Raw genomic sequence first — 17,701 nt, 5'->3', positions numbered from 1 at the left:
TGCCAATAAAACGATCCTCAGTGAGGGTGCACTCAGCCGGCCTGGCGTTGCCGTTCGGCGGGTGGGACCCCGAGCCGGGCCAGGACTCCTCGGAAACGCTGCGGGTTGATGACGTCCGCCCATTCGGCCCTGGCCACACGATAGCCTGCCCGCTCCAAGGCCAACTGACGTTGCTTTTCCGCGCGCCGACTCTGAGCCTCGTCGGGCCCTGCGTACTTGCCCTCGCCGTCAACTTCGAGAATCAGTTGGCCCGGCCACAAGAAATCCGGCCGCACAAGGCGTCCCTCGATGAGCAACTCCACCTGCGCAGCAGGTAGTTGGAACCCCAGCTCCCACATGGCGACACGAGCCAACGATTCCGCCGCGCTTTCTGAAAGCGGCGACGCCAGATCCATTGCGCGGTTGAACCGGCTCACGGCAACCCCCGGGAGTCCCACCGCAGCCCGCTCGAGCGCCGCGCGCCCATCTGGACCGGCCCCGAGAGCCCACCACGCGCCGTCGAGCACCAAGACCGCGGCCGAAAGCCCGGTCTCCACTCCGGTGACGACGCGAACCGCTGCCGCCTCGAGGGACTCGCAGCGCCAGTTTCCGATCCGATCTGCACCGTCATCTAGTGGCGCGAAATCCACGGTTTCGACCGTGTATCTCGTCAGCGCCTGCCCTCCGGAGACCACGTTGCGTCGCATGCGGCGCGGGCGCCCGTCCCGGTGCAGCGCGATGGCCAGCCCGTAGTTCAAGACCGGGAGCCCCCGCAGCTCCAGGCTGCTGGCGCCGGCGAAGACGATTTCCGGATGATTCAGATGGAGCCCCTCGGCGAGCACCCGTCGCTTCTGCCACGGGGCCAGCCCCTCCCACTGCGTTGTTTCCACGTAGTTCCCGGGGGATATTCGCGCCGCGTCTCCTCGTTGCTGGGCCCGTACCAGTCGATGCGCTGGCTCGCGGCGAACCAGCAGCGGGCACGGAGTCGGCCAATCGGTGTGCGGTGAGTTGTCCATACCCACCGATTGTGGACCTTGAGCCAGAAAGCGGCCGGGCGGCCTGTGGATAACCGGGTGAGGGGGCGTGCTTCGGGGTGGTGGGGGTGGTGGTGCCACGTCAGAAGACACATGCCACCTCACACGACAGCAGCCGGCCACCGTGACACCTGATACGACAAACGCCGTCGTGGAAGACGGCGTTTGTCGTATGAAGTGGCAGGCCCGGAACCGGGTGGGTGTGGAGTCCGGACTGAAGGCACACCTCGGCGGCAGCCCTGACGAGGGGCGTGCTCGAGGGTGAAGGCCGTGCTCGAGGACGAGGGGCGGACTCGAGGACGAGGCTGTGCTTCGGGGTGGTGGCGCCACGTCGGAAGACACATGCCACCTCACACGACAGCAGCCGGCCACCGTGACACCTCATACGACAAACGGCGTCGTGGAAGACGGCGTTTGTCGTATGAAGTGGCAGGCCCGGAACCGGGTGGCCATCGGAACGGAACGGAACAGGAGCAGGACCACGAGCAGCAGCACGAGCACGAGCAGCGGCCGACCCGCCCAAGCCCTACGCCGTGGGCTTGGCCTTGGCCTTGCGCCCGCCCAGGCCGCGGGACGTGTCCCCGTCTTCCTTGAGCTTGGCGCGCAGTTCCTTGGGGAGGGAGAACAGGATGTCCTCATCCGCCGTGACGATCTCTTCTACGCCGGCGTAGCCGTACTCGGCCAGCAGCGCGAGCACGTCCTGCACCAGCACGTCCGGAACGGAGGCGCCGGAGGTCACGCCGACGGTGGTGACGCCCGCAAACCAGGACTCGTCCACCTGGCGGGCGAAGTCCACGCGGTGCGCGGCGCGGGCTCCGTACTCCAGCGCCACCTCTACCAGCCGCACGGAGTTGGAGGAATTGGCGGAGCCCACCACGATCACCAGGTCCGCGTGCGGCGCGATCTCCTTGATGGCCGCCTGGCGGTTGGTGGTGGCGTAGCAAATGTCATCCGAGGGCGGGTCCTGCAGATTCGGGAAGCGCTCCCGCAGGATCGCCACAATCTCCATGGTCTCGTCCACGGAGAGCGTGGTCTGTGAGAGCCACGTGACGTTCTCCGGGTCGGTGACGTGAACCGTGCGGGCCTCGGCCGGGTTGTTCACGATCGTGGTGGCCTCCGGCGCCTCGCCGTACGTGCCCTCCACCTCCTCGTGTCCCTCATGCCCAATCAGCAAGATTTCCTGGCCGGCGCGGGCAAAGCGCACTGCCTCGCGGTGGACCTTGGTCACCAGGGGGCACGTGGCGTCGATGGTGCGCAGCTCGCGATCCTCCGCGGACTTCACCACGGCGGGTGAGACGCCATGCGCGGAGAAGACGACGAGCTCCCCGGTGGGGACCTCCTCGGTCTCTTCAACGAAGATGGCGCCCTTGGCCTCCAGCGTCCGCACCACGTGCAGGTTGTGCACAATCTGCTTGCGCACGTACACGGGGGCGCCGTAGTGCTCCAGGGCCTTCTCCACCGCGATCACGGCGCGATCCACGCCGGCGCAGTAGCCTCGCGGAGCCGCAAGCAGCACGCGCTTGGTGCCCTCCACGGGTGCGGCGGCTTCAATTTCGGCGCGTGAGCGCCGATTTCGCGGCACCTCGGGAAGACCCAGGGACACGGACACGGCGGTAGTACTCATACTGCGAAGTCTACCGAGCGACGCCTGTTTACGACGCCCCCAATGATCAGCATCACCACGCCGAGAACGAACAAGGCGGCACCGGCAAGGGCCACCGGGAAAGAGGTCTCACGCATCAGGGTCCCCAGCGACCCCGCCGCAGCACCGGCGACGGCGTTGCCGTTGCCCTCTGCGACGCCGCCGACCAGCCCGGCGACCCACACCCCGACCAGCCCAGCCGCGCCGCCAACCACGCCGGCGGTGAAGATCGCCACGGCACGGCGTTTGGCGGCCAGCAAGGCCAGCAGCATCAGGGCGGCCGCGACGATCGCGTAGATCAGCCAGTACTGGGATTGGTGGACCACCAGTTGCGTGCCGGGCACGGCCAGGGAGGCCACGGGGGAAATTTCCGAGATGTCCTCATCCAGTCGCCAGGTGACGTTGGAAGGAGCCTTGATCTTGACCCCGGTGGAGTTGAGCGCATCGCTCACGTGGGTGGCTGCGAGGGTGGCCAGCGGATCCAAGACGACCTCCACCCGGCCGGCGTTGCCGCCTTCCTTGCGCACGCGCTGAACGTAGAGCTCACGGGACTCATCCAGCGAATCCAGCCAGCTCTGCTTCACCTGCGGATCATCAAGCACCGCATCCGTGGCGCGCTTGGCGGCGGCATCCACGAGCTTCGCTGCCCGCTTGGGGACCACTCCGCCCGGCATGCGCTCCACGACCTGGGCCTTGACCCGGGTCGCCAGCATGGCGCGCACATCTTGGTTGTCGATCAACGGACCCAGCGTGGAATGCAGCGTTTGCGGCTGCGTCAGCGCCTGGTCAATCACCGACCCACCCCACGCGGAAGCGCCGGAGAGCGCGGCTAAGGCCGCAAGCAAGACGGCCAACACGTTTCGCATCCGTGCGCTCCTCCCCCGCCCGGGCGGGTGTTTATTGTCAGGGGCACCTACTCTACTGGGGGTAGGTGTCTTGGCGGCTCAGGCCAGGCCCGATCCGAAAGGAGCGTTTCATGTCTCAGGATGATCCCCCGGCCACCACGGCCTCGGGCACCAGCGCGGAGAACCCGTGGCCATTGACCCGGCTCGCGGAAAACCTCAAGGCCCACATCGAGCGCGCCCCGGCCACCTGGATTGAGGGCCAGCTCATCGAGGTGAACCTGCGCAACGGGCACGGCTTCCTCACCATGCGTGACCTGGAGGTGGAGCACTCGCTGCCCGTCACCGTCTGGTCCAGCGTGTTGCGCGGCCTCCCGGACCGGCCGGAGGTGGGCTCACGCGTGGTGGCTCACGTCCGCCCCAGCTTCTTCCTGAAGACCGGGCGCCTGTCCATGAACGCCTCCGACCTGCGCCCAGTGGGACTGGGAGACCTGTTGGCCAGGCTGGAACGCCTGCGCCGCCAGCTGAGTGAGGAGGGCCTGTTCGACGCCGACCGCAAGCTTCCCCTTCCGTTCCTTCCGCACCGCATTGGGCTCATCACCGGCGCCAATTCTGACGCTGAGAAGGATGTGCTGCGCAACGCAGCGCTGCGCTGGCCCGCCGTTGATTTTGAGGTGCGCCACGCCGCCGTCCAGGGCCCGCGCTCCGTGGGAGAGGTGATTGCCGCGCTCCAGGAGTTGGATGCCGACCCGGAGGTGGAGGTCATTGTGATTGCCCGCGGCGGCGGCGCGCTGGAGGACCTGCTGGGGTTCAGTGACGAGCGCCTGGTGCGGGCCGTCGCGGCCGCCACCACGCCGGTGGTCAGCGCGATTGGCCACGAGGCGGACCGCCCGCTGCTGGATGACGTGGCCGACCTGCGCGCCTCCACCCCGACCGACGCGGCCAAGCGTGTGGTCCCGGAGGTGAGCGAGGAACGCGCCCGCATCGCGGAGGGCCGGCGGCTACTGCGCCGCGCGTTGCAGGACATGTTGGACCGGTCAGCGCGGGACCTGGAGAACATCCGTTCCCGCCCGGTGCTCTCCGATCCGGAGGGAATGGTGCGCACGCGCGCCGAGGAACTGCAGCGTTTGCGCGAGCGGGCGCTGCTCTCCGTGACGCACCGCGTGGGCCGCGCCGGCGACGAGGTTTCTCACCTCACGGCGCAGTTGCGCGCTTTGTCCCCACAAATGACGCTGGACCGCGGGTACGCGGTGCTGCAGCGCGAGGATGGCACGGTGCTCAGAGCGCCCGACGACGCCCCCTCGGGTACCGCAGTCAGGGCACGCTTGGCGCGCGGCAGCCTGGCGCTGAGCTCGCTGGGCGAGCCAGGCTAGGCCCGTGCTGGCCCGGGACAGACCAGGGACTGACCAGGGGCTGGCGCCAGGAGTCCCGGCACTCTTGGGAGCCCCGAGCGCCGATCATCCGCGCGAGGCCACCTCCACGACCTCACCACAACGATTCACCGCAACGTAAGGACACGACGATGACCCAGAACACCAACGAACCCACCGCCCCGGCGGAGCCCACCCTCCCCGCCGATGTGCAGGCCCTGAGCTACGAACAGGCTCGCGCGGAGCTGGTGGAGGTGGTGCAGCGCCTCGAGGCTGGCGGCACGGCGCTGGAGGAATCCCTGGCGCTGTGGGAGCGCGGCGAGGCACTGGCGACGCGCTGCGAGCAGTGGCTGGACGGCGCGCGTCAGCGACTGGACGCGGCACGCGCCGCCGGCGCTCCCGGCGAGGATGCTCGCTAGGCGCCGCCGGCGGGGAGCACCGAATCAGCCCAGGTCGACGAGGCGCTTCTTCTCCGCCTCCACGTCAAAGTCCGCCGCGGGCCACTGGGGGTCAATCCCGGCCAGCGCCTGGGTCAGAAGCGTCTGCACGGCCAGGCGGGCGTACCACTTCCGATCCGCAGGGACCACGTACCAGGGCGCCGCGAGCGTGGAGGTCTTATCCATCGCGATCCGGTAGGCGTCCTGGTACTGATCCCAGTACTCGCGATCATCCAGGTCTGAGGGGTTGTACTTCCAGAACTTGTCCGGGCGCTCCAGGCGCTCGGCCAACCGGGCACCCTGCTCCTCGCGGGAGATGTGCAGCATCACCTTGATGACGGTGATGCCCTCCTGCGCCAACTCCTTCTCGAAGTCGACGATGGCTCCGTAGCGCTTCTCCACCTCAGCCAACGGGGACAGCTCGCGCACGCGGTGCACCAGCACGTCCTCGTAGTGGGAGCGGTCAAAGACGCCGATCTTGCCCGGGCCGGGCACATGCCTGCGGATGCGCCACAGGAAGTCATGCTTCTGCTCCTGCGCGGTGGGGGCCTTAAACGCCACATGCTCCACGCCCTGCGGATCCACGGCGCCCACCACGTGGCGCACAATGCCACCCTTGCCAGCGGTGTCCATGGCCTGCAGCACCAGTAGCACCCGGCGCTTGTCCCCGCCCTGAGAGGCAGCAAAGAGGCGCTCCTGCAGCTCGCTCAGCGCTGGCACGCCCGCGGCCAACGCCGCCTGGCCCGCCACCTTGTCTCCGTCAAAACCGGTCTTGTCCCTGGTGTTGTGATCCCCCAAGGTGGAGCCGACCACCCAACGCAACGCAGCGACGTCGGGCACCTGGTGTGCCTCAGCCGCCGGCTGATCAACCGCGACCGCCGGCGCCTCCGCCGGTTTGGCCGCCTTGGCGGCTGACTTGCCCTGTTGCTTGGATTTTCCCGACTTGCTCGACTTGGCCACGCGTTCCTCCTGAGAGTCCGTCGGGATCAGGCGTGTTCGCGCAGATCCTCCAGATACTCGGCGATCCTACCGATGGCGTCCTCAAGAAGCTCTACGCCGGGCAAAGTCACCAGGCGGAAGTGATCCGGCTTGACCCAGTTAAAACCGGTGCCCTGGGTGATGAGGATCTTTTGCTGCTTGAGCAGATCCAGGGCAAAACGCTCATCATTCTGAATGGGGTACACCTCAGGATCCAGCTTCGGGAAGAGGTACATGGCCCCGTGTGCCTGCTGACAGGAGACCCCGGGGATCTCGTTGAGGAGCTTGTACGCCAGGTTGCGTTGCTCCAGAAGACGCCCGCCGGGAAGGATCAGGTCATTGATGGACTGATAGCCGCCCAGCGCGGTCTGGATGGCGTGCTGCGCCGGAACGTTGGCACACAGGCGCATGTTCGTGAGCAGATTCAGACCCTCGATGTAATCACTGGCGAGGTGCTTTGGCCCGGAAATGGCCATCCATCCCGCGCGGAAACCACACAGGCGGTAGGCCTTGGAAAGCCCGGAGAAGGTCAGCGTCAGCACGTCATCCGCCAGGGAGGCCACGTTGATGGCCTCGGCGCCCTCGTAGGTGATCTTCTCGTAGATCTCGTCGGCAAAAACGATGAGGCCGTGCTTGCGGGCCAGCTCCAGGATGCCCTCCAGGACCGGCTTGGGGTAGACGGCGCCCGTGGGGTTATTCGGGTTGATGACCACGATGCCCTTGGTGCGGGGCGTAATCTTGGCCTCCATGTCCTCCAGGTCCGGCATCCACCCCTCTTCCTCCACGGTCAAATAGTGCACCGCGCGGCCGCCGGCCAACGACGTGGACGCCGTCCACAGCGGGTAGTCGGGGGCGGGGACCAGGATCTCGTCGCCGTCATCTAGCAGGGCGTTGAGGCTGAGAGTAATGAGCTCGGAGACGCCGTTGCCGAGGTAGATATCATCCACGCTGATGGTCTGGATGCCGCGCGTCTGGTAATACTGCGAGACCGCCGTGCGCGCGCTGAGGATGCCGCGGGACTCGGAGTACCCCTGGGCGTGGGGCAGGTTGCGGATCACGTCCACCAAGATGGAGTCCGGTGCCTGGAAGCCGAACGGTGCCGGGTTGCCGATGTTCAGCTTCAGGACGCGGTGACCCGCGTCCTCCATTCGTTGCGCCTCCTCCAACACCGGACCACGGATGTCGTAGAGAACGTTCTGGAGCTTGGCTGACTGTTTGTATTCGGGCACGGAGCCATCTTGTCACCGACACCGCGCCGGGTCACGCTGTGCGCGCATGTTGCGACGGAAGGTGGTGCGGATACTTAGGAAGCCGACGCGGGCGCCTTGGTCTTGGGCAGCCCATCGTCGTTGCCTTCCAGCACGCCGCGTGCCACCAGCCAGCGGCCCACGTCCGCCCCGCGCTGATCCTGGGTGAGCGGGTCAGCCACCCGGCGCAGCTCCAGCCAGTCATCCCCCTGGGCGGCGCCGGTGACCTTATTCATGATGGCGATGGCGTCCTGGCCCACTGTCTGCTTGCGCACAATGCCGACAACCGGATCCGTGCCAAGGGCCTTGTCCGGATCCTCCAGCGAGACCAGCCCGTAGTCGGCAATGCCGGGATCCGTTGACTCCGCGACGCCCACCTGCACCGTGCCCAGCAGCAGATCACGCGTGACCGCGGCAGAGGTGTCTGGGTGGGTGGTGCTTTGCGGCTCGCATCCCAGGCCGGTCAGCCACACCTTGCCCCAGCTGGCATCCCAGTCCTCCGGGGTGGCGATGGAGAGGCCGGAGCAGGCGGAGGCCGCCTGCTTCACGGTGGTGAGTTCCTTTGCGCTGGCGACCGCCTTGCTCGCGAGCATGACGGGGCGGCGCTCTTTCAGCGCGGTGCTCGCCACGGCACTGCCCTCTGGCAGCACCGAGCTGGCGGCGGCCACGGCGGCGGCTTGGTCAGCCGGCGGCGTGCGCACAGTGGAGGGGGCCCCGGAAGCCTCGCTGCCCGACGACGCCGGGCCGGCGCCCGGCGTGCCCTCACCTTGCGTCTGGTCCGGGTTTTCATCCGTCCCCGACGCGGAAGGCGAGGCGGAGGGGGAACCCGACCCTGCGTCGTCGGGCCCTGAGGATTGCTCCTCACCAGAGGTCTGCGCCGGCGCCTTGGCGGCCAACGCGGAAGAACCGGAGATCACCACGTCCACGTTGCCGTCTTTCAGCGCGCCCAGCGCCTCATCAACGCTCCAGCCGTCCTGCTGCTCACCCGTGAGGTCCTTGGCCTTGAGGCCGTTGGCTGCGAGCGCCTCCACCGTGGCGGTGCTCAGCAGCCGGGCGTCCTGGTCCGCACCGACCGCCGCCACGCGCACCGTGGAGGTGGTCGTGGAGGGGGCGTCGGTGATGACCGGCGTATCTGAATCCGTGGTGCAGGCGCTCAAAGCCACCGCGGCAATGGCGAGCAGGCCACAAGCGGCAAGGGGACGGCGGGGCTTGGAAAAAGTCATCCAGGCCAGCTTAGGTCAGCGCCCTGGCAGCGGCCCAGAGCGCGCCACGGTTGGCCTGTGATCCAATGAGGACATGAGCACCGTCTCGCCGCAGAACCCGACCGGAATCGACGCGATCGACCGCGCCATCATTGACGCCCTCGTGGCGGATGCGCGCATCAGTAACGCCGCGCTGGCAGAACTGGTGGGCATCGCCCCCTCCACCGCGCTGGTGCGCACCCGATCTCTGGTGGAACGCGGCGTGATTGAGGGCTACCACGCCCGCGTATCCCTCCCGGCGGTGGGCCGTCCGGTCCGCGCGCTGGTCGCCGTGAAGCTGCGCGCGCACGATCGCGACGAGATTGACCGCTTCACCAGTTTTGTGCCGAGCTTGCCGGACGTAGTGGAGATGTTCCACGTCTCCGGCGGCACGGATTACCTGCTGCACATCGCCGTGGCGTCCGCGGATGCCCTGCGGGACTGGGTCCTGGATCACCTGGCGACGGACAGCTCCGTGGCGCACGCCGAGACCACGCTGATCTTTGCGCATCACCCGGGGACGTCCGGGCCGCTGGCGCCGGAGGGGCACGGGGGCGCCTGAACCCGCCTGGTGCCCGGCCGCCCCATCCCCCACGCAGCCTCGGCGCGCGGTCCGTTTGACCGGATCAGGACGGGGAGTTGCCTACCTTAAGCGCGGCGGCGCTGCAGCACGGCGTCGAGGTTGAGCCGTTCCGCTCGTTCCTCCGCCACGCGGTCCGCCTCCGCCTGGCGGATGCTGGTGACCTCCGTGGCGCGCTTCTCTGCGGCCTGCTCCAGCGGGGCCGGGGCCGAGCGCTCGGCGCGGGCGGCACCGACGTAGCCGGGCACCGGCAGTTCGCGGGGCGCCCAGGAGGTGTCCGGCGTCGGCGTCTGGACCGGTGCGGTCTGCGCCACGGCGGTGCCCGACGACGCGGGCGTGGCCTGCGCTGCCGGCTCGGCCTGGGTGGCAGTGACGGTGACGTCCTGCTGGGGCGCCGCGACCTCGGCCGGGGCCTTGTCCTGCGCCTGCATGTCGAACGGGCGGTCCTTGGCGGCCGCCGCTGCCTTCTCTGCCGCGGCCTGCTTCTCCGCTGCCTGCTTGGCTGCAGCCACCTGGGCCGCAGTCTTCTGTGCGCCAGTCTTCTGCGCGGCAACCTTCTGATCAGAGGCGTTCTTGTCCGCCGGCTGGGCGACCTTCGTGTCCTTGGCCTGGGCCGCTTCCGGCTGGGCAGCCACGCGCTGAGGCACCGTCGCCGCGGCGCGCTGCCACGCCTTGGCCTGGCGATCCTTGACCGCGGAGGCACGCAGGCCAGCAAAGCTGATCACAACCAACGCCAGGCACAGCAAAGGAGTCCAGAGACTCAGCGGGCTCACCAGAGCCACAACAAAGGTCACGGGCGTCGCGAGCACCGCGAGCACGCCGATGAGCGCCAGGGCAAGCTTGCCCCAACGAATCTTGAACGTGTCCGTCTGCGACGACATCGTGGCCTCCTGTGGGAAAAAAGGGGGGTGCCAGCAGAGCCGGCTCCCACAAAAATAGCCGCCATCTCGGCGATGAGGGCTCAAGCGGCGCGGTGTGTTCCCGTCTCAATCGCTGTGGGGTTCCCGACTCACCTCCCCATGGATGCGCCCAGCTCCTCACTCGTCAGCGCAAACACCAGGTGATCTTGCCAACCGGTGCTGGTGTGCAGGGCCCCCGCCCGGAGCCCCTCCTCGCGGAATCCGCAGCGCCGCACCACCGCGATGCTGGCCTGGTTGGCCGGGTGAATCACCGCTTCAAGACGGTGCAGCCCGCCGGGACCAAGCGCGTAGCGTGCCGCCGCTCCCACCGCCTTGGTCATGAGCCCACGGCCGGCCAGTTCCCGGTCAATCCAGTAGCCAAGCGTTCCGCTCATGGAGGCGCCCCTATGGATGGCGGTGATGCTGAGCTGGCCGGCCGGGCGCCACCGCTCCGGCCTCTGTTCCTCTGCTGGAAGGGCCAGTGCGCCCGCGGCGGGTACCCGCAGGATCCAACCCAGCGCCTCCCCCGACCGGTTCCTCCGCTCCTGCGCACGCACGATGGCCGGCCAGGACGTGGAGTCGCGAGCGGCATCCGCCGCGGCACGGCCCAGCTGCCCCAGGCCGGGTGGCGCCACCGCGGCAAACGGTCTCAACCACGTCTCGTTGCGCCGGACCAACTCTGACCATTGCTCCCGATCCGCGAGCCGCCACGGGGTCAGCGCCAGCGCAGACGGCACCACCAAGGTGGGCGGGCGTCGGGGATAGCGCATGCTGGCATCGTAGGCGCGTCCTGCCCCGTGTGGGCCATGATGGGCCCATGGAATCTCTCGCCGATGCCAAGCGCGCCGCCCGCAGCGCTGTCCGCACTGCCCGCCGGGCCCTGCAGGCACCCGAGCGGGAGGCGGCCGCCAACGCCTTGGGGCGCAGTGCGGAGCAGGTCACCGCGTTACTGGATCAGCGCCCCCTCACGATCGCCGCGTACCTTGCCGCGCCGGGGGAACCCGACCTGAGGCACGCCCTGCGCCGCTGGCACCAACGCGGCCACCGCGTCGTGGTGCCGTTGTGTGCCCCAGAACACCAACTCACCTGGGTCCTGTGGCACCCCGATGTGCAGGTGGGCATGAGCGCCTTGGCGCCGGTTCCCGAGCCGGTGGGCGCCGAGTCCGCCTCTGCACAGGACGCGGATCTGGTGCTGGTTCCGGCGCTCTCTGTCGGCTTTGACGGGACGCGCCTTGGCCAGGGCGGCGGGTATTACGACCGCTTCCTGGCGGATCATGCTGGGCTGCACGTAGGCGTTGTGCTGGATTCCGAGGTGGTTCAGTCGGTGCCGGCGCAGCCGTGGGATGCGGTGCTCGACGCCGTGTGGACGCCTTCCGGCGTCAGTCGGCTTCCGTTCGCCCTCGGATGAGCGCGGCCGTGGCGCGCACCACGGACGCAGGCGGTCGGCGGGGCTAAGATTGCTAGTCGAAGATCCGTAGTGCCACAGATTCCCTGTGCCGGGGAGGCCCACTCCCGTGCGGCACGCCAGAGCGAAGGTTTTTCATGCCCACCTACGAATACGCCTGCAAGGACTGCGGCCGTCACTTCGACATTTTCCAGGGTTTCCACGAGGACTCCCTGACGGTGTGCCCCGAATGCCAGGGGCACCTGCGCAAGAAGTTCAACAGCGTGGGCGTGGTCTTTAAGGGATCCGGCTTCTATCGCAACGACTCGCGCGCGTCCTCTGTTGGCGCGGATTCCGCGGCTCCGGCCGCCGCTGGCTCGGCCACGTCCGCTGCCGCGAGCGGTTCCGGAGGAACTGGTTCCGGAGGAACTGGTTCCGGAAACGCCGGTTCCGGAGGCGGGTCCTCGGATGCGGGGAGCTCCGCGCCGACGAAAAACTCCGCCGGTTCCGCCTCTGCAACGGCCCCCGCCACCGCGCCGGCCGCCTCCTCGTAGCCGACGCGCTCGCGTCCCTCACAGCTGCACCAACACGGCCCCGTTATCCACAACGGGGCCGTTTGCCGTCTCCGGGCACCGCTCGGCGGGGCACTCTGGATTCATGTTTCAGCGATCCCACCCCCGACGAACCTCCGGCCGGGGCACCTCCATGCGGGACGCCCCGCGTGACGAGCCCGGCTCAGCACCCCAGCGCGGACGGCAAGCGACCCTGCGCCGCCCGCGGCGTTCGCCCGCCGAATGGTGGAGGCGGCGCCGACGCTGGCTGATCGCGGGACTCGTTTTTGTCGCCGTCTTTGCCGGGCTGCGCGCCGTGGCCCCGGCGGACGCCGGCGCCAGGCTGGTCTCCGCTCCCCGTGCCGATCTGAGCGCCGGGCATGTGCTGAGCGCGGAGGACCTGATCCAGGTGCGTCTCTCTGGGCCTTCCTCCCCGGAGGAGGGTCACGAGCGCGAGCTGGTGGGGCGGACCCTGGCCGTGCCGTGGCCCGCCGGCGTGCCGCTGCATCGCTCCGCCCTGGCCGGCTCAGGCCTGACCAAGGGGCTGGAACCTGGCCGGGTCGCTGTGGGTCTGGCCCTTGGCAAGGGAAACCCGGCCGGGTTTGTGCGGCCCGGCGATGTGGTGGAGGTGATCGTCACGGATGCCTCTGAGGAGAGGAGCGCACCGAGTCGGAGCGTGGTCAGCGGGGCCAGGGTCCTGTGGGCGGGAGGCGCGGAGCAAGCCGGTGGGTGGCTTGGCTCCTCGGCGCAGTCCGGCCAAGGAGTAGTGGTGGTCGTGTCAGTGCCACGCAGCGCGGCCGCTGCCGTTTCTGGTGCCCCACAACGCGGCGCGGTCAGCCTTGTGGTGACGGGGTAGCGGGATGCTTGGGTGCTGGAGTGTTTGGGTGCCACTAACTCCAGTGGGGCGGCTTGTCCCGTTGGTACCAGGCCAGGCGCGCCGCATCCTCGGCGCGCTGAGCGGGCGTGCGCTCGGGCCGGTTGAGGTGCTCAGGCCGGTTGACGTTCTCGGTCCGGTTGACGTTCTCGGGCCGGTCCGTCTGCTGTTCCAGTCGCTGCTGCGCTTGCCGGCTCGCGGCGTCTCCGGAGGGATCGGTAGCGGATGGCTCGGACGCATCAGGCGCCTGCTTGGCCTCGCCCGCGTGCCATCCCTGGATGGATCCCACGGTCGGCTCGCCCGCAAGATGCGTCATCGGTGCCACAAAACGGCGTGGGCCGCGGTGGCGGCGCTCGCTCATCGCGCGCCGCCCCGCTGCCAGCCCTGCAGCCCGCTGCGTTGCCCCTTCCGACTTCTCTGGCACAGCGCACCCAGCGTGGAGACCGGGACGGCCAGCGCTAGCAACTGCACCAGCTCAGTCCTGCTCGGACGCCGCGGTGGCGTCATGGCGCCCGCGCGGCGTGCGCAGGCCCAGCTCGCCGGCAATCTGACGAGCCACGGCCGCCGGATCAGAGAACACGTCGATGGTCCACACCTGCGTGGGGTTCCACCCACGGCGCGCCAGCTCCGTGGGAACGATGCGGGAGCGCGAGCGGACGGAGGCGGAGGCGTAGGTGTCGCTACCATCCGAGACCACCGCCACCGGCACTGCCTGCGATCCCTCCGGCGGGAAGACGGCCAAGTCCACCCCGGGCGCGTGCTCATGCACCACGGTCAGGCCCCACACCCTCAGTCGCTCGGCCAGGTCGCCCAGCAGAGGATCCTCCACCTGGGCGCTGTCACTCACGTGCGCCGGGGACTCCACCGCACGCATAGCGGCGACCAGCTTGGCCGCGCCGTGGCGCAGCCGCTCCGCATCCAGCTCCGACGCGGAGAACGCGGCAACAATTCGCATCCATTCCCGCCCGGCCAGCAGCGCGGCGCCCACGGCGCGGGCGCCGGACGGGGTGGCCAACGTGCCAAAGTCGTGGACCGGTCGCCCATGCGGCGTGCGTCCAAAGCCCAACGTGAAGATCACCGCGTCACGTCGCAGCCCCTGCAGACGCTCCGCCGTGGTGACCACAAACGGCTCGTGGCTGCGACGGAAGGAGGACTCCGTGTCGGGGTGGTGCGCCATCGCGGCGCCCACGGCCTTGGCCACGGCGCGAGCATGCTGCTGATTCCCCGCGATCACGGCAAGGGAGCGCTCGGGATGATTCTCCAACTGCTCAAAGACCAGTTTGACCACCGCAGCCACCTCGGCAGGCGTGGTCTCCACGGCGCCGGAGCCTGCCAGGGCGGTGGCGCCGTCCACCGTGATGACGGCCGCGGCGGGATCCGCTCCGCCCGGGGACGGATAGGCGCTCAGACCCCGCTCGTAACTCGGGGAAGCGGCGTGCACCAGGCGGTCGTCGATGGGGCGGTGTACCCGGGTCAGGGCGCGGCGCGGCGTCACGCCCGCCAACGCCTCATAGGCGCTGAGCGGCACGCGGCGGGCGTGGGAAGCCTCGCCCGGGTCCACGGACACCGTGAGCGGGCGCGGCGCACCGGAGACGGGATCGCCGATGGCGATGACCTGATCGGAGCGACCAATCGCCCCGAGCCCTGCCACCAAGGACAGCGACTCTGCGTCCAACAGGATGGTGACATCAAAGCGGCTCCAGCGCGGCAACGCGGAGGGCAAGTACAGGGGTGCACCGACCCAGATCGGGACCAGCGCGCCCACCAGGTCAGGAGAGAGCGCGGCCAGCTGGGCCACGGAGGGGTCGCCGATCTTGAGCAGCGCGCGCAGATCCCGCGCGGCCACCCGGTGATCCGCCAGCCCGCCCTTCCACTTGCGCGAGAGGCGATACCGCACCTCTTCTGCACCGGCACCCACATGCTTGGCATCGGAGCGCGCAAAATCGGACTGCACACGAGCCAGCGTCTGCCCGTCCTGCAGCGCAAGGTAGTCATCCCCAGAGACCATGGCCTCCAGCACCGACTGCCACCACGCCTGATCCAGCTCGCTCGGGATGAGCTCCTTCAGCACCGAGCGGCGCTTAAAGTCATCCACCAAATCCCCCAGGCCCTGCTCACGCAGGGTCTCCAGCAAAATGGTGCGCTCCGGCAAAGTGGAGAGGTCCTTCTCTGCCGCGCTCAGGGACTCCAGCGTGCTCTGCAACTCGGCCAGCGCCAGCTTGCTCAGCACACGCTCACCCGCAGGCGGGGTCGGCAGCACCTTTTCCAGCTTCTCCAGGCGCGCCAACACCTCGCGGAAGGTGCTCAGCACCTCCTCCAGACCGGTGGGGACGCTGGGGTAGCGCTGATCCGTGGCCAGCAGCTCCCACGCCTTGCGCTGTTCCTGCACCTGGATCAGGGCCGTGTGCAGGTCCTCGATGTGCACACCGGGGCGCACGTACTCCTTGGCCACACGGCGCAGGCGCGAGCGGGTCATGGAGCTCATCTCAATGCCGCGCTGCTTGCGCCAATGCGGCGAGCCCGTCGCGGCAATGAGGTCATCCACGGCCTTGTCAAAGATGTCCGGCTCAAACTTGTCCAGCGAGCGGCGCACATCCACGAGCAGGCGCAGCGTCTTGCCCCACTGGGCAAAGGTCCGCACGGGCTTAATGCGCGTCGCCTTGGCCGTGGATTCAAGCTTGGCACGCAGCGGCGGCACGTCCTTGCCCAGGCCGCGCACCAGCTCCACCGCCTGCTCCGCCTCGCCGCGGTGGCGCAGCCTGGCGCCAAACCACGGGCTCAGTGCGGTTGCCTCGTCAAAGGCTCCCAGGTCAGCGGCCCGCTGCAGCTGCTCTGCCACAGGAGCGCGATCCGGCATGGCGTCTAGCACCGAGCGCTTCAGGCGCACCGTGGTGGACGGGGCGGGCACGCGTGAGGTGACTCGTGCCAGTTCACGCATGGCCTGCAGCGGGGAGGCCTTCCAGCGCGGGCGCACCGAGCGCAGCGAACGCACGTGCTCAATCAGCGCCAGCCGACGATCCCGCAACAAGGTCTGGTTCTGCTGCGCATGCGGCTCCGTGGTGCGCTCGTTGCGCAGCACTGCCTCCACCAATCGGCGGCGCAGTTCCTCCGCATCCACGTCGCGGCGCAGGGGAAGGGCCAGGGAATCCAGACCCACCTGGGCCAGGGACCCCAAGAAATCCGAGACTGACTGCTCACGCTCGGCAACAACCAGCACGCGCTTGCCCTGGGCGGCCAAGCGCACGGCCGCGTTCACGGCAAAGGTGGTTCCACCCGTTCCGGGAGGGGCGCTGACGGTGACCGAGCGACCGGCGGAGACCAGATCAAGGGCCGCAAACTGGTCCTCGTCCGCATCCAAGACCAGCAACTCGTCGGAGGGATCACGCAGATCAGAGCCCGGGGTCGCCACGTCGTCGCGCAGCGTCTGGGGAACCAGGCGCTCTGACGCCGGGGCTCCCGTAGCCCGCGACGCCGCGTCGGTGGCGGCCGTCGAAGCGCCGGCGGGTCCCGCGGGCGCCGCAGAAGCGGCCCCGGCCGGGTCAACGATGGGTGTGGAAGACGTCTGGCCGGCGTCCTTGGAGCCGCCGGAAGCGGGCTCTCCGGATCGGCCGGAACCGGATTCATCAGAACCGGAGTCAGCAGCACCGGACGCAGCAGAACCAGCCCCAGCAGAGTCAGCCTTCGCGGCATTGGTCTCACCCGCGTCGGGAACAGCCGCGCCGGGAACAGCGCCGTCGGGCTGGGCCTCGGCCTGCGCGGAACCACTGCCAGCGGCGGGACCGGCCTGGCCACGCGGGGTACGGCGGCGCGGGCCCGGAAGGATGGTCGTGTCCCCCACGCTCTGCATCAGCGCGGCGACGACCGGGTGCTCAGGGGAGACCACGGAGGGGTCGGCGGGATCCGCGACGTCGGCGAAGGTGGAAAGGACCATGCGGTCGGCGACCACCAGCCCCGGCACATCGCGCAGCGCCTCGCGCAGCACGGTCAGCGGCGCCGTAGGGTCAAAGCGCGCGGTGACGTACGCGGCGTCGATCAGTTCCTTGGCCTCAATCTTGACGCCAAAGGTGTGGCTCAGGTGGCGCAACAGGGCCGGGTTGGGGGTGCTGCGCTCCACGAGCTGCAACTCCTCATCATCCACACCCTCGCGGCGCTCCATGGAGACGTGCCCCAGCATGACGGGGGCGGAGTAAAAATCGTTGCCGCTCTGACGCAGCGCGCGCCAGGTGACCAGGCCGGTGGCGAGGTAGCCCACCTCGATGCCGCGCTGTGCGGCCACGTCGGCGATGGTGGAGCTGATGGCACGCGCAGTGCGCCGAGCCTGGGTGTACTGCACCGGATCCCGCAGCAGCGTGGACAGGCGCGTACGGCGCCCGGCCAGCAATTGCGCCAAGCCGGAGGGGTGGGCGTGCGTCAGCTCAACGCTATTCTCTGAGGACGGCACAAAGTGCAGCAGGGTATCCCCACCGCCGCCGGGTCCCAGGGACTGCAGCCATGCTCCAAAGCGTGCGTCCTGACCGGTCTGTGCGCTCACGTCTCTCCTCGTCCCTCTGCGCCGGGCGAGGGGCATGCCCGGCATCAATTTTTAACGGTAGTTGCTCCCGCCGGGCCAGCCCGGCAGGCGAGGCCTCACACGCCGCAAACCG

General features: G+C 69.0%; 16 protein-coding genes. 6 read left to right on the top strand and 10 right to left on the bottom strand.

From position 1 onward, the window contains the following. Positions 1–32: 32 nt before the first annotated feature. The 3 genes from DWQ67_RS01415 to DWQ67_RS01405 all read right to left on the bottom strand — a co-directional run bounded on the left by DWQ67_RS01415 (position 33) and on the right by DWQ67_RS01405 (position 3,521). Positions 33–995, bottom strand: a complete 963-nt coding sequence (locus DWQ67_RS01415) for a hypothetical protein (RefSeq protein ID WP_147433576.1) — start codon at positions 993–995, stop codon at positions 33–35. 544 nt (positions 996–1,539) lie between these two features. Next, entirely contained in the window at positions 1,540–2,637 is a 1,098-nt protein-coding gene (locus tag DWQ67_RS01410; RefSeq protein WP_121483795.1) for a 4-hydroxy-3-methylbut-2-enyl diphosphate reductase, read from the bottom strand. Further along, complete coding sequence (locus DWQ67_RS01405; protein WP_121483794.1) at positions 2,634–3,521, bottom strand: hypothetical protein; 888 nt, start codon at positions 3,519–3,521, stop codon at positions 2,634–2,636. Before DWQ67_RS01405 ends, DWQ67_RS01410 begins: the two co-directional genes overlap by 4 nt. 110 nt (positions 3,522–3,631) lie before the next feature. On the opposite strand from DWQ67_RS01405, the gene xseA reads away from it, so the two are divergent. Continuing rightward, positions 3,632–4,870, top strand: a complete 1,239-nt coding sequence (gene xseA / locus DWQ67_RS01400) for an exodeoxyribonuclease VII large subunit (protein WP_121483793.1) — start codon at positions 3,632–3,634, stop codon at positions 4,868–4,870. A gap of 149 nt (positions 4,871–5,019) precedes the next feature. Further along, a complete protein-coding gene (locus DWQ67_RS01395) occupies positions 5,020–5,286 on the top strand; it encodes an exodeoxyribonuclease VII small subunit (RefSeq protein WP_121483792.1) in 267 nt (88 codons plus the stop codon). A 24-nt stretch (positions 5,287–5,310) separates the two neighbouring features. On the opposite strand, the gene DWQ67_RS01390 is transcribed toward DWQ67_RS01395, so the two are convergent. From DWQ67_RS01390 to DWQ67_RS01380, 3 genes are all read right to left on the bottom strand, one after another. Continuing rightward, positions 5,311–6,264 carry a PPK2 family polyphosphate kinase gene (locus DWQ67_RS01390; protein ID WP_121483791.1) on the bottom strand — a complete coding sequence of 318 codons (954 nt, stop codon included), beginning with the start codon at positions 6,262–6,264 and terminating at the stop codon, positions 5,311–5,313. 26 nt (positions 6,265–6,290) lie between these two features. Beyond that, positions 6,291–7,511, bottom strand: coding sequence for a pyridoxal phosphate-dependent aminotransferase (locus tag DWQ67_RS01385; protein WP_121483790.1), 1,221 nt, complete (start codon positions 7,509–7,511; stop codon positions 6,291–6,293). A 74-nt stretch (positions 7,512–7,585) separates the two neighbouring features. Beyond that, on the bottom strand, positions 7,586–8,752 hold the full coding sequence (locus DWQ67_RS01380; RefSeq protein ID WP_121483789.1) for a glycine betaine ABC transporter substrate-binding protein: 1,167 nt from the start codon (positions 8,750–8,752) through the stop codon (positions 7,586–7,588). A 73-nt stretch (positions 8,753–8,825) separates the two neighbouring features. Here DWQ67_RS01380 and DWQ67_RS01375 point away from each other — a divergent pair, with 73 nt between their 5' ends. Continuing rightward, entirely contained in the window at positions 8,826–9,332 is a 507-nt protein-coding gene (locus tag DWQ67_RS01375) for an Lrp/AsnC family transcriptional regulator (protein ID WP_121483788.1), read from the top strand. 86 nt (positions 9,333–9,418) lie between these two features. Here the strand turns inward: DWQ67_RS01375 and DWQ67_RS01370 are convergent, their stop codons facing one another. Together DWQ67_RS01370 and DWQ67_RS01365 are read right to left on the bottom strand one after the other, a co-directional pair. Next, positions 9,419–10,231 carry a hypothetical protein gene (locus DWQ67_RS01370; RefSeq protein ID WP_121483787.1) on the bottom strand — a complete coding sequence of 271 codons (813 nt, stop codon included), beginning with the start codon at positions 10,229–10,231 and terminating at the stop codon, positions 9,419–9,421. A gap of 128 nt (positions 10,232–10,359) precedes the next feature. Further along, the gene (locus DWQ67_RS01365; RefSeq protein ID WP_121483786.1) at positions 10,360–11,019 is read right to left on the bottom strand and encodes a GNAT family N-acetyltransferase; all 660 of its coding nucleotides are present in this window, start codon (positions 11,017–11,019) and stop codon (positions 10,360–10,362) included. Positions 11,020–11,066: 47 nt separating this feature from the next. On the opposite strand from DWQ67_RS01365, the gene DWQ67_RS01360 reads away from it, so the two are divergent. The 3 genes from DWQ67_RS01360 to DWQ67_RS01350 all read left to right on the top strand — a co-directional run bounded on the left by DWQ67_RS01360 (position 11,067) and on the right by DWQ67_RS01350 (position 13,040). After that, complete coding sequence (locus tag DWQ67_RS01360; protein ID WP_121483785.1) at positions 11,067–11,657, top strand: 5-formyltetrahydrofolate cyclo-ligase; 591 nt, start codon at positions 11,067–11,069, stop codon at positions 11,655–11,657. 134 nt (positions 11,658–11,791) lie between these two features. Next, the gene (locus DWQ67_RS01355; RefSeq protein ID WP_121483784.1) at positions 11,792–12,187 is read left to right on the top strand and encodes an FmdB family zinc ribbon protein; all 396 of its coding nucleotides are present in this window, start codon (positions 11,792–11,794) and stop codon (positions 12,185–12,187) included. Between the two features lie 103 nt (positions 12,188–12,290). Further along, positions 12,291–13,040 carry an RcpC/CpaB family pilus assembly protein gene (locus tag DWQ67_RS01350; protein WP_158595320.1) on the top strand — a complete coding sequence of 250 codons (750 nt, stop codon included), beginning with the start codon at positions 12,291–12,293 and terminating at the stop codon, positions 13,038–13,040. A gap of 34 nt (positions 13,041–13,074) precedes the next feature. Here the strand turns inward: DWQ67_RS01350 and DWQ67_RS01345 are convergent, their stop codons facing one another. Further along, positions 13,075–13,419, bottom strand: coding sequence for a hypothetical protein (locus tag DWQ67_RS01345; protein ID WP_158595319.1), 345 nt, complete (start codon positions 13,417–13,419; stop codon positions 13,075–13,077). 114 nt (positions 13,420–13,533) lie between these two features. After that, on the bottom strand, positions 13,534–17,589 hold the full coding sequence (locus tag DWQ67_RS01340) for a DNA helicase (protein WP_121483781.1): 4,056 nt from the start codon (positions 17,587–17,589) through the stop codon (positions 13,534–13,536). Positions 17,590–17,701 lie beyond the last annotated feature (112 nt).

The organism is Galactobacter caseinivorans (genome assembly GCF_003640665.1).
Lineage (GTDB): Bacteria > Actinomycetota > Actinomycetes > Actinomycetales > Micrococcaceae > Galactobacter > Galactobacter caseinivorans.
The sequence above is the reverse complement of the archived record's forward strand: the minus strand, read 5'-3'. Positions and strand labels throughout refer to the sequence as shown.

Bases quoted from the DNA above. Each gene is read 5' to 3' on its own strand.
- DWQ67_RS01415 (WP_147433576.1), bottom strand. From the start codon at position 995: ATGGACAACTCACCGCACACCGATTGGCCGACTCCGTGCCCGCTGCTG.
- DWQ67_RS01410 (WP_121483795.1), bottom strand. From the start codon at position 2,637: ATGAGTACTACCGCCGTGTCCGTGTCCCTGGGTCTTCCCGAGGTGCCG.
- DWQ67_RS01405 (WP_121483794.1), bottom strand. From the start codon at position 3,521: ATGCGAAACGTGTTGGCCGTCTTGCTTGCGGCCTTAGCCGCGCTCTCC.
- xseA (WP_121483793.1), top strand. From the start codon at position 3,632: ATGTCTCAGGATGATCCCCCGGCCACCACGGCCTCGGGCACCAGCGCG.
- DWQ67_RS01395 (WP_121483792.1), top strand. From the start codon at position 5,020: ATGACCCAGAACACCAACGAACCCACCGCCCCGGCGGAGCCCACCCTC.
- DWQ67_RS01380 (WP_121483789.1), bottom strand. From the start codon at position 8,752: ATGACTTTTTCCAAGCCCCGCCGTCCCCTTGCCGCTTGTGGCCTGCTC.
- DWQ67_RS01375 (WP_121483788.1), top strand. From the start codon at position 8,826: ATGAGCACCGTCTCGCCGCAGAACCCGACCGGAATCGACGCGATCGAC.
- DWQ67_RS01370 (WP_121483787.1), bottom strand. From the start codon at position 10,231: ATGTCGTCGCAGACGGACACGTTCAAGATTCGTTGGGGCAAGCTTGCC.
- DWQ67_RS01365 (WP_121483786.1), bottom strand. From the start codon at position 11,019: ATGCGCTATCCCCGACGCCCGCCCACCTTGGTGGTGCCGTCTGCGCTG.
- DWQ67_RS01360 (WP_121483785.1), top strand. From the start codon at position 11,067: ATGGAATCTCTCGCCGATGCCAAGCGCGCCGCCCGCAGCGCTGTCCGC.
- DWQ67_RS01355 (WP_121483784.1), top strand. From the start codon at position 11,792: ATGCCCACCTACGAATACGCCTGCAAGGACTGCGGCCGTCACTTCGAC.
- DWQ67_RS01350 (WP_158595320.1), top strand. From the start codon at position 12,291: ATGTTTCAGCGATCCCACCCCCGACGAACCTCCGGCCGGGGCACCTCC.
- DWQ67_RS01345 (WP_158595319.1), bottom strand. From the start codon at position 13,419: ATGAGCGAGCGCCGCCACCGCGGCCCACGCCGTTTTGTGGCACCGATG.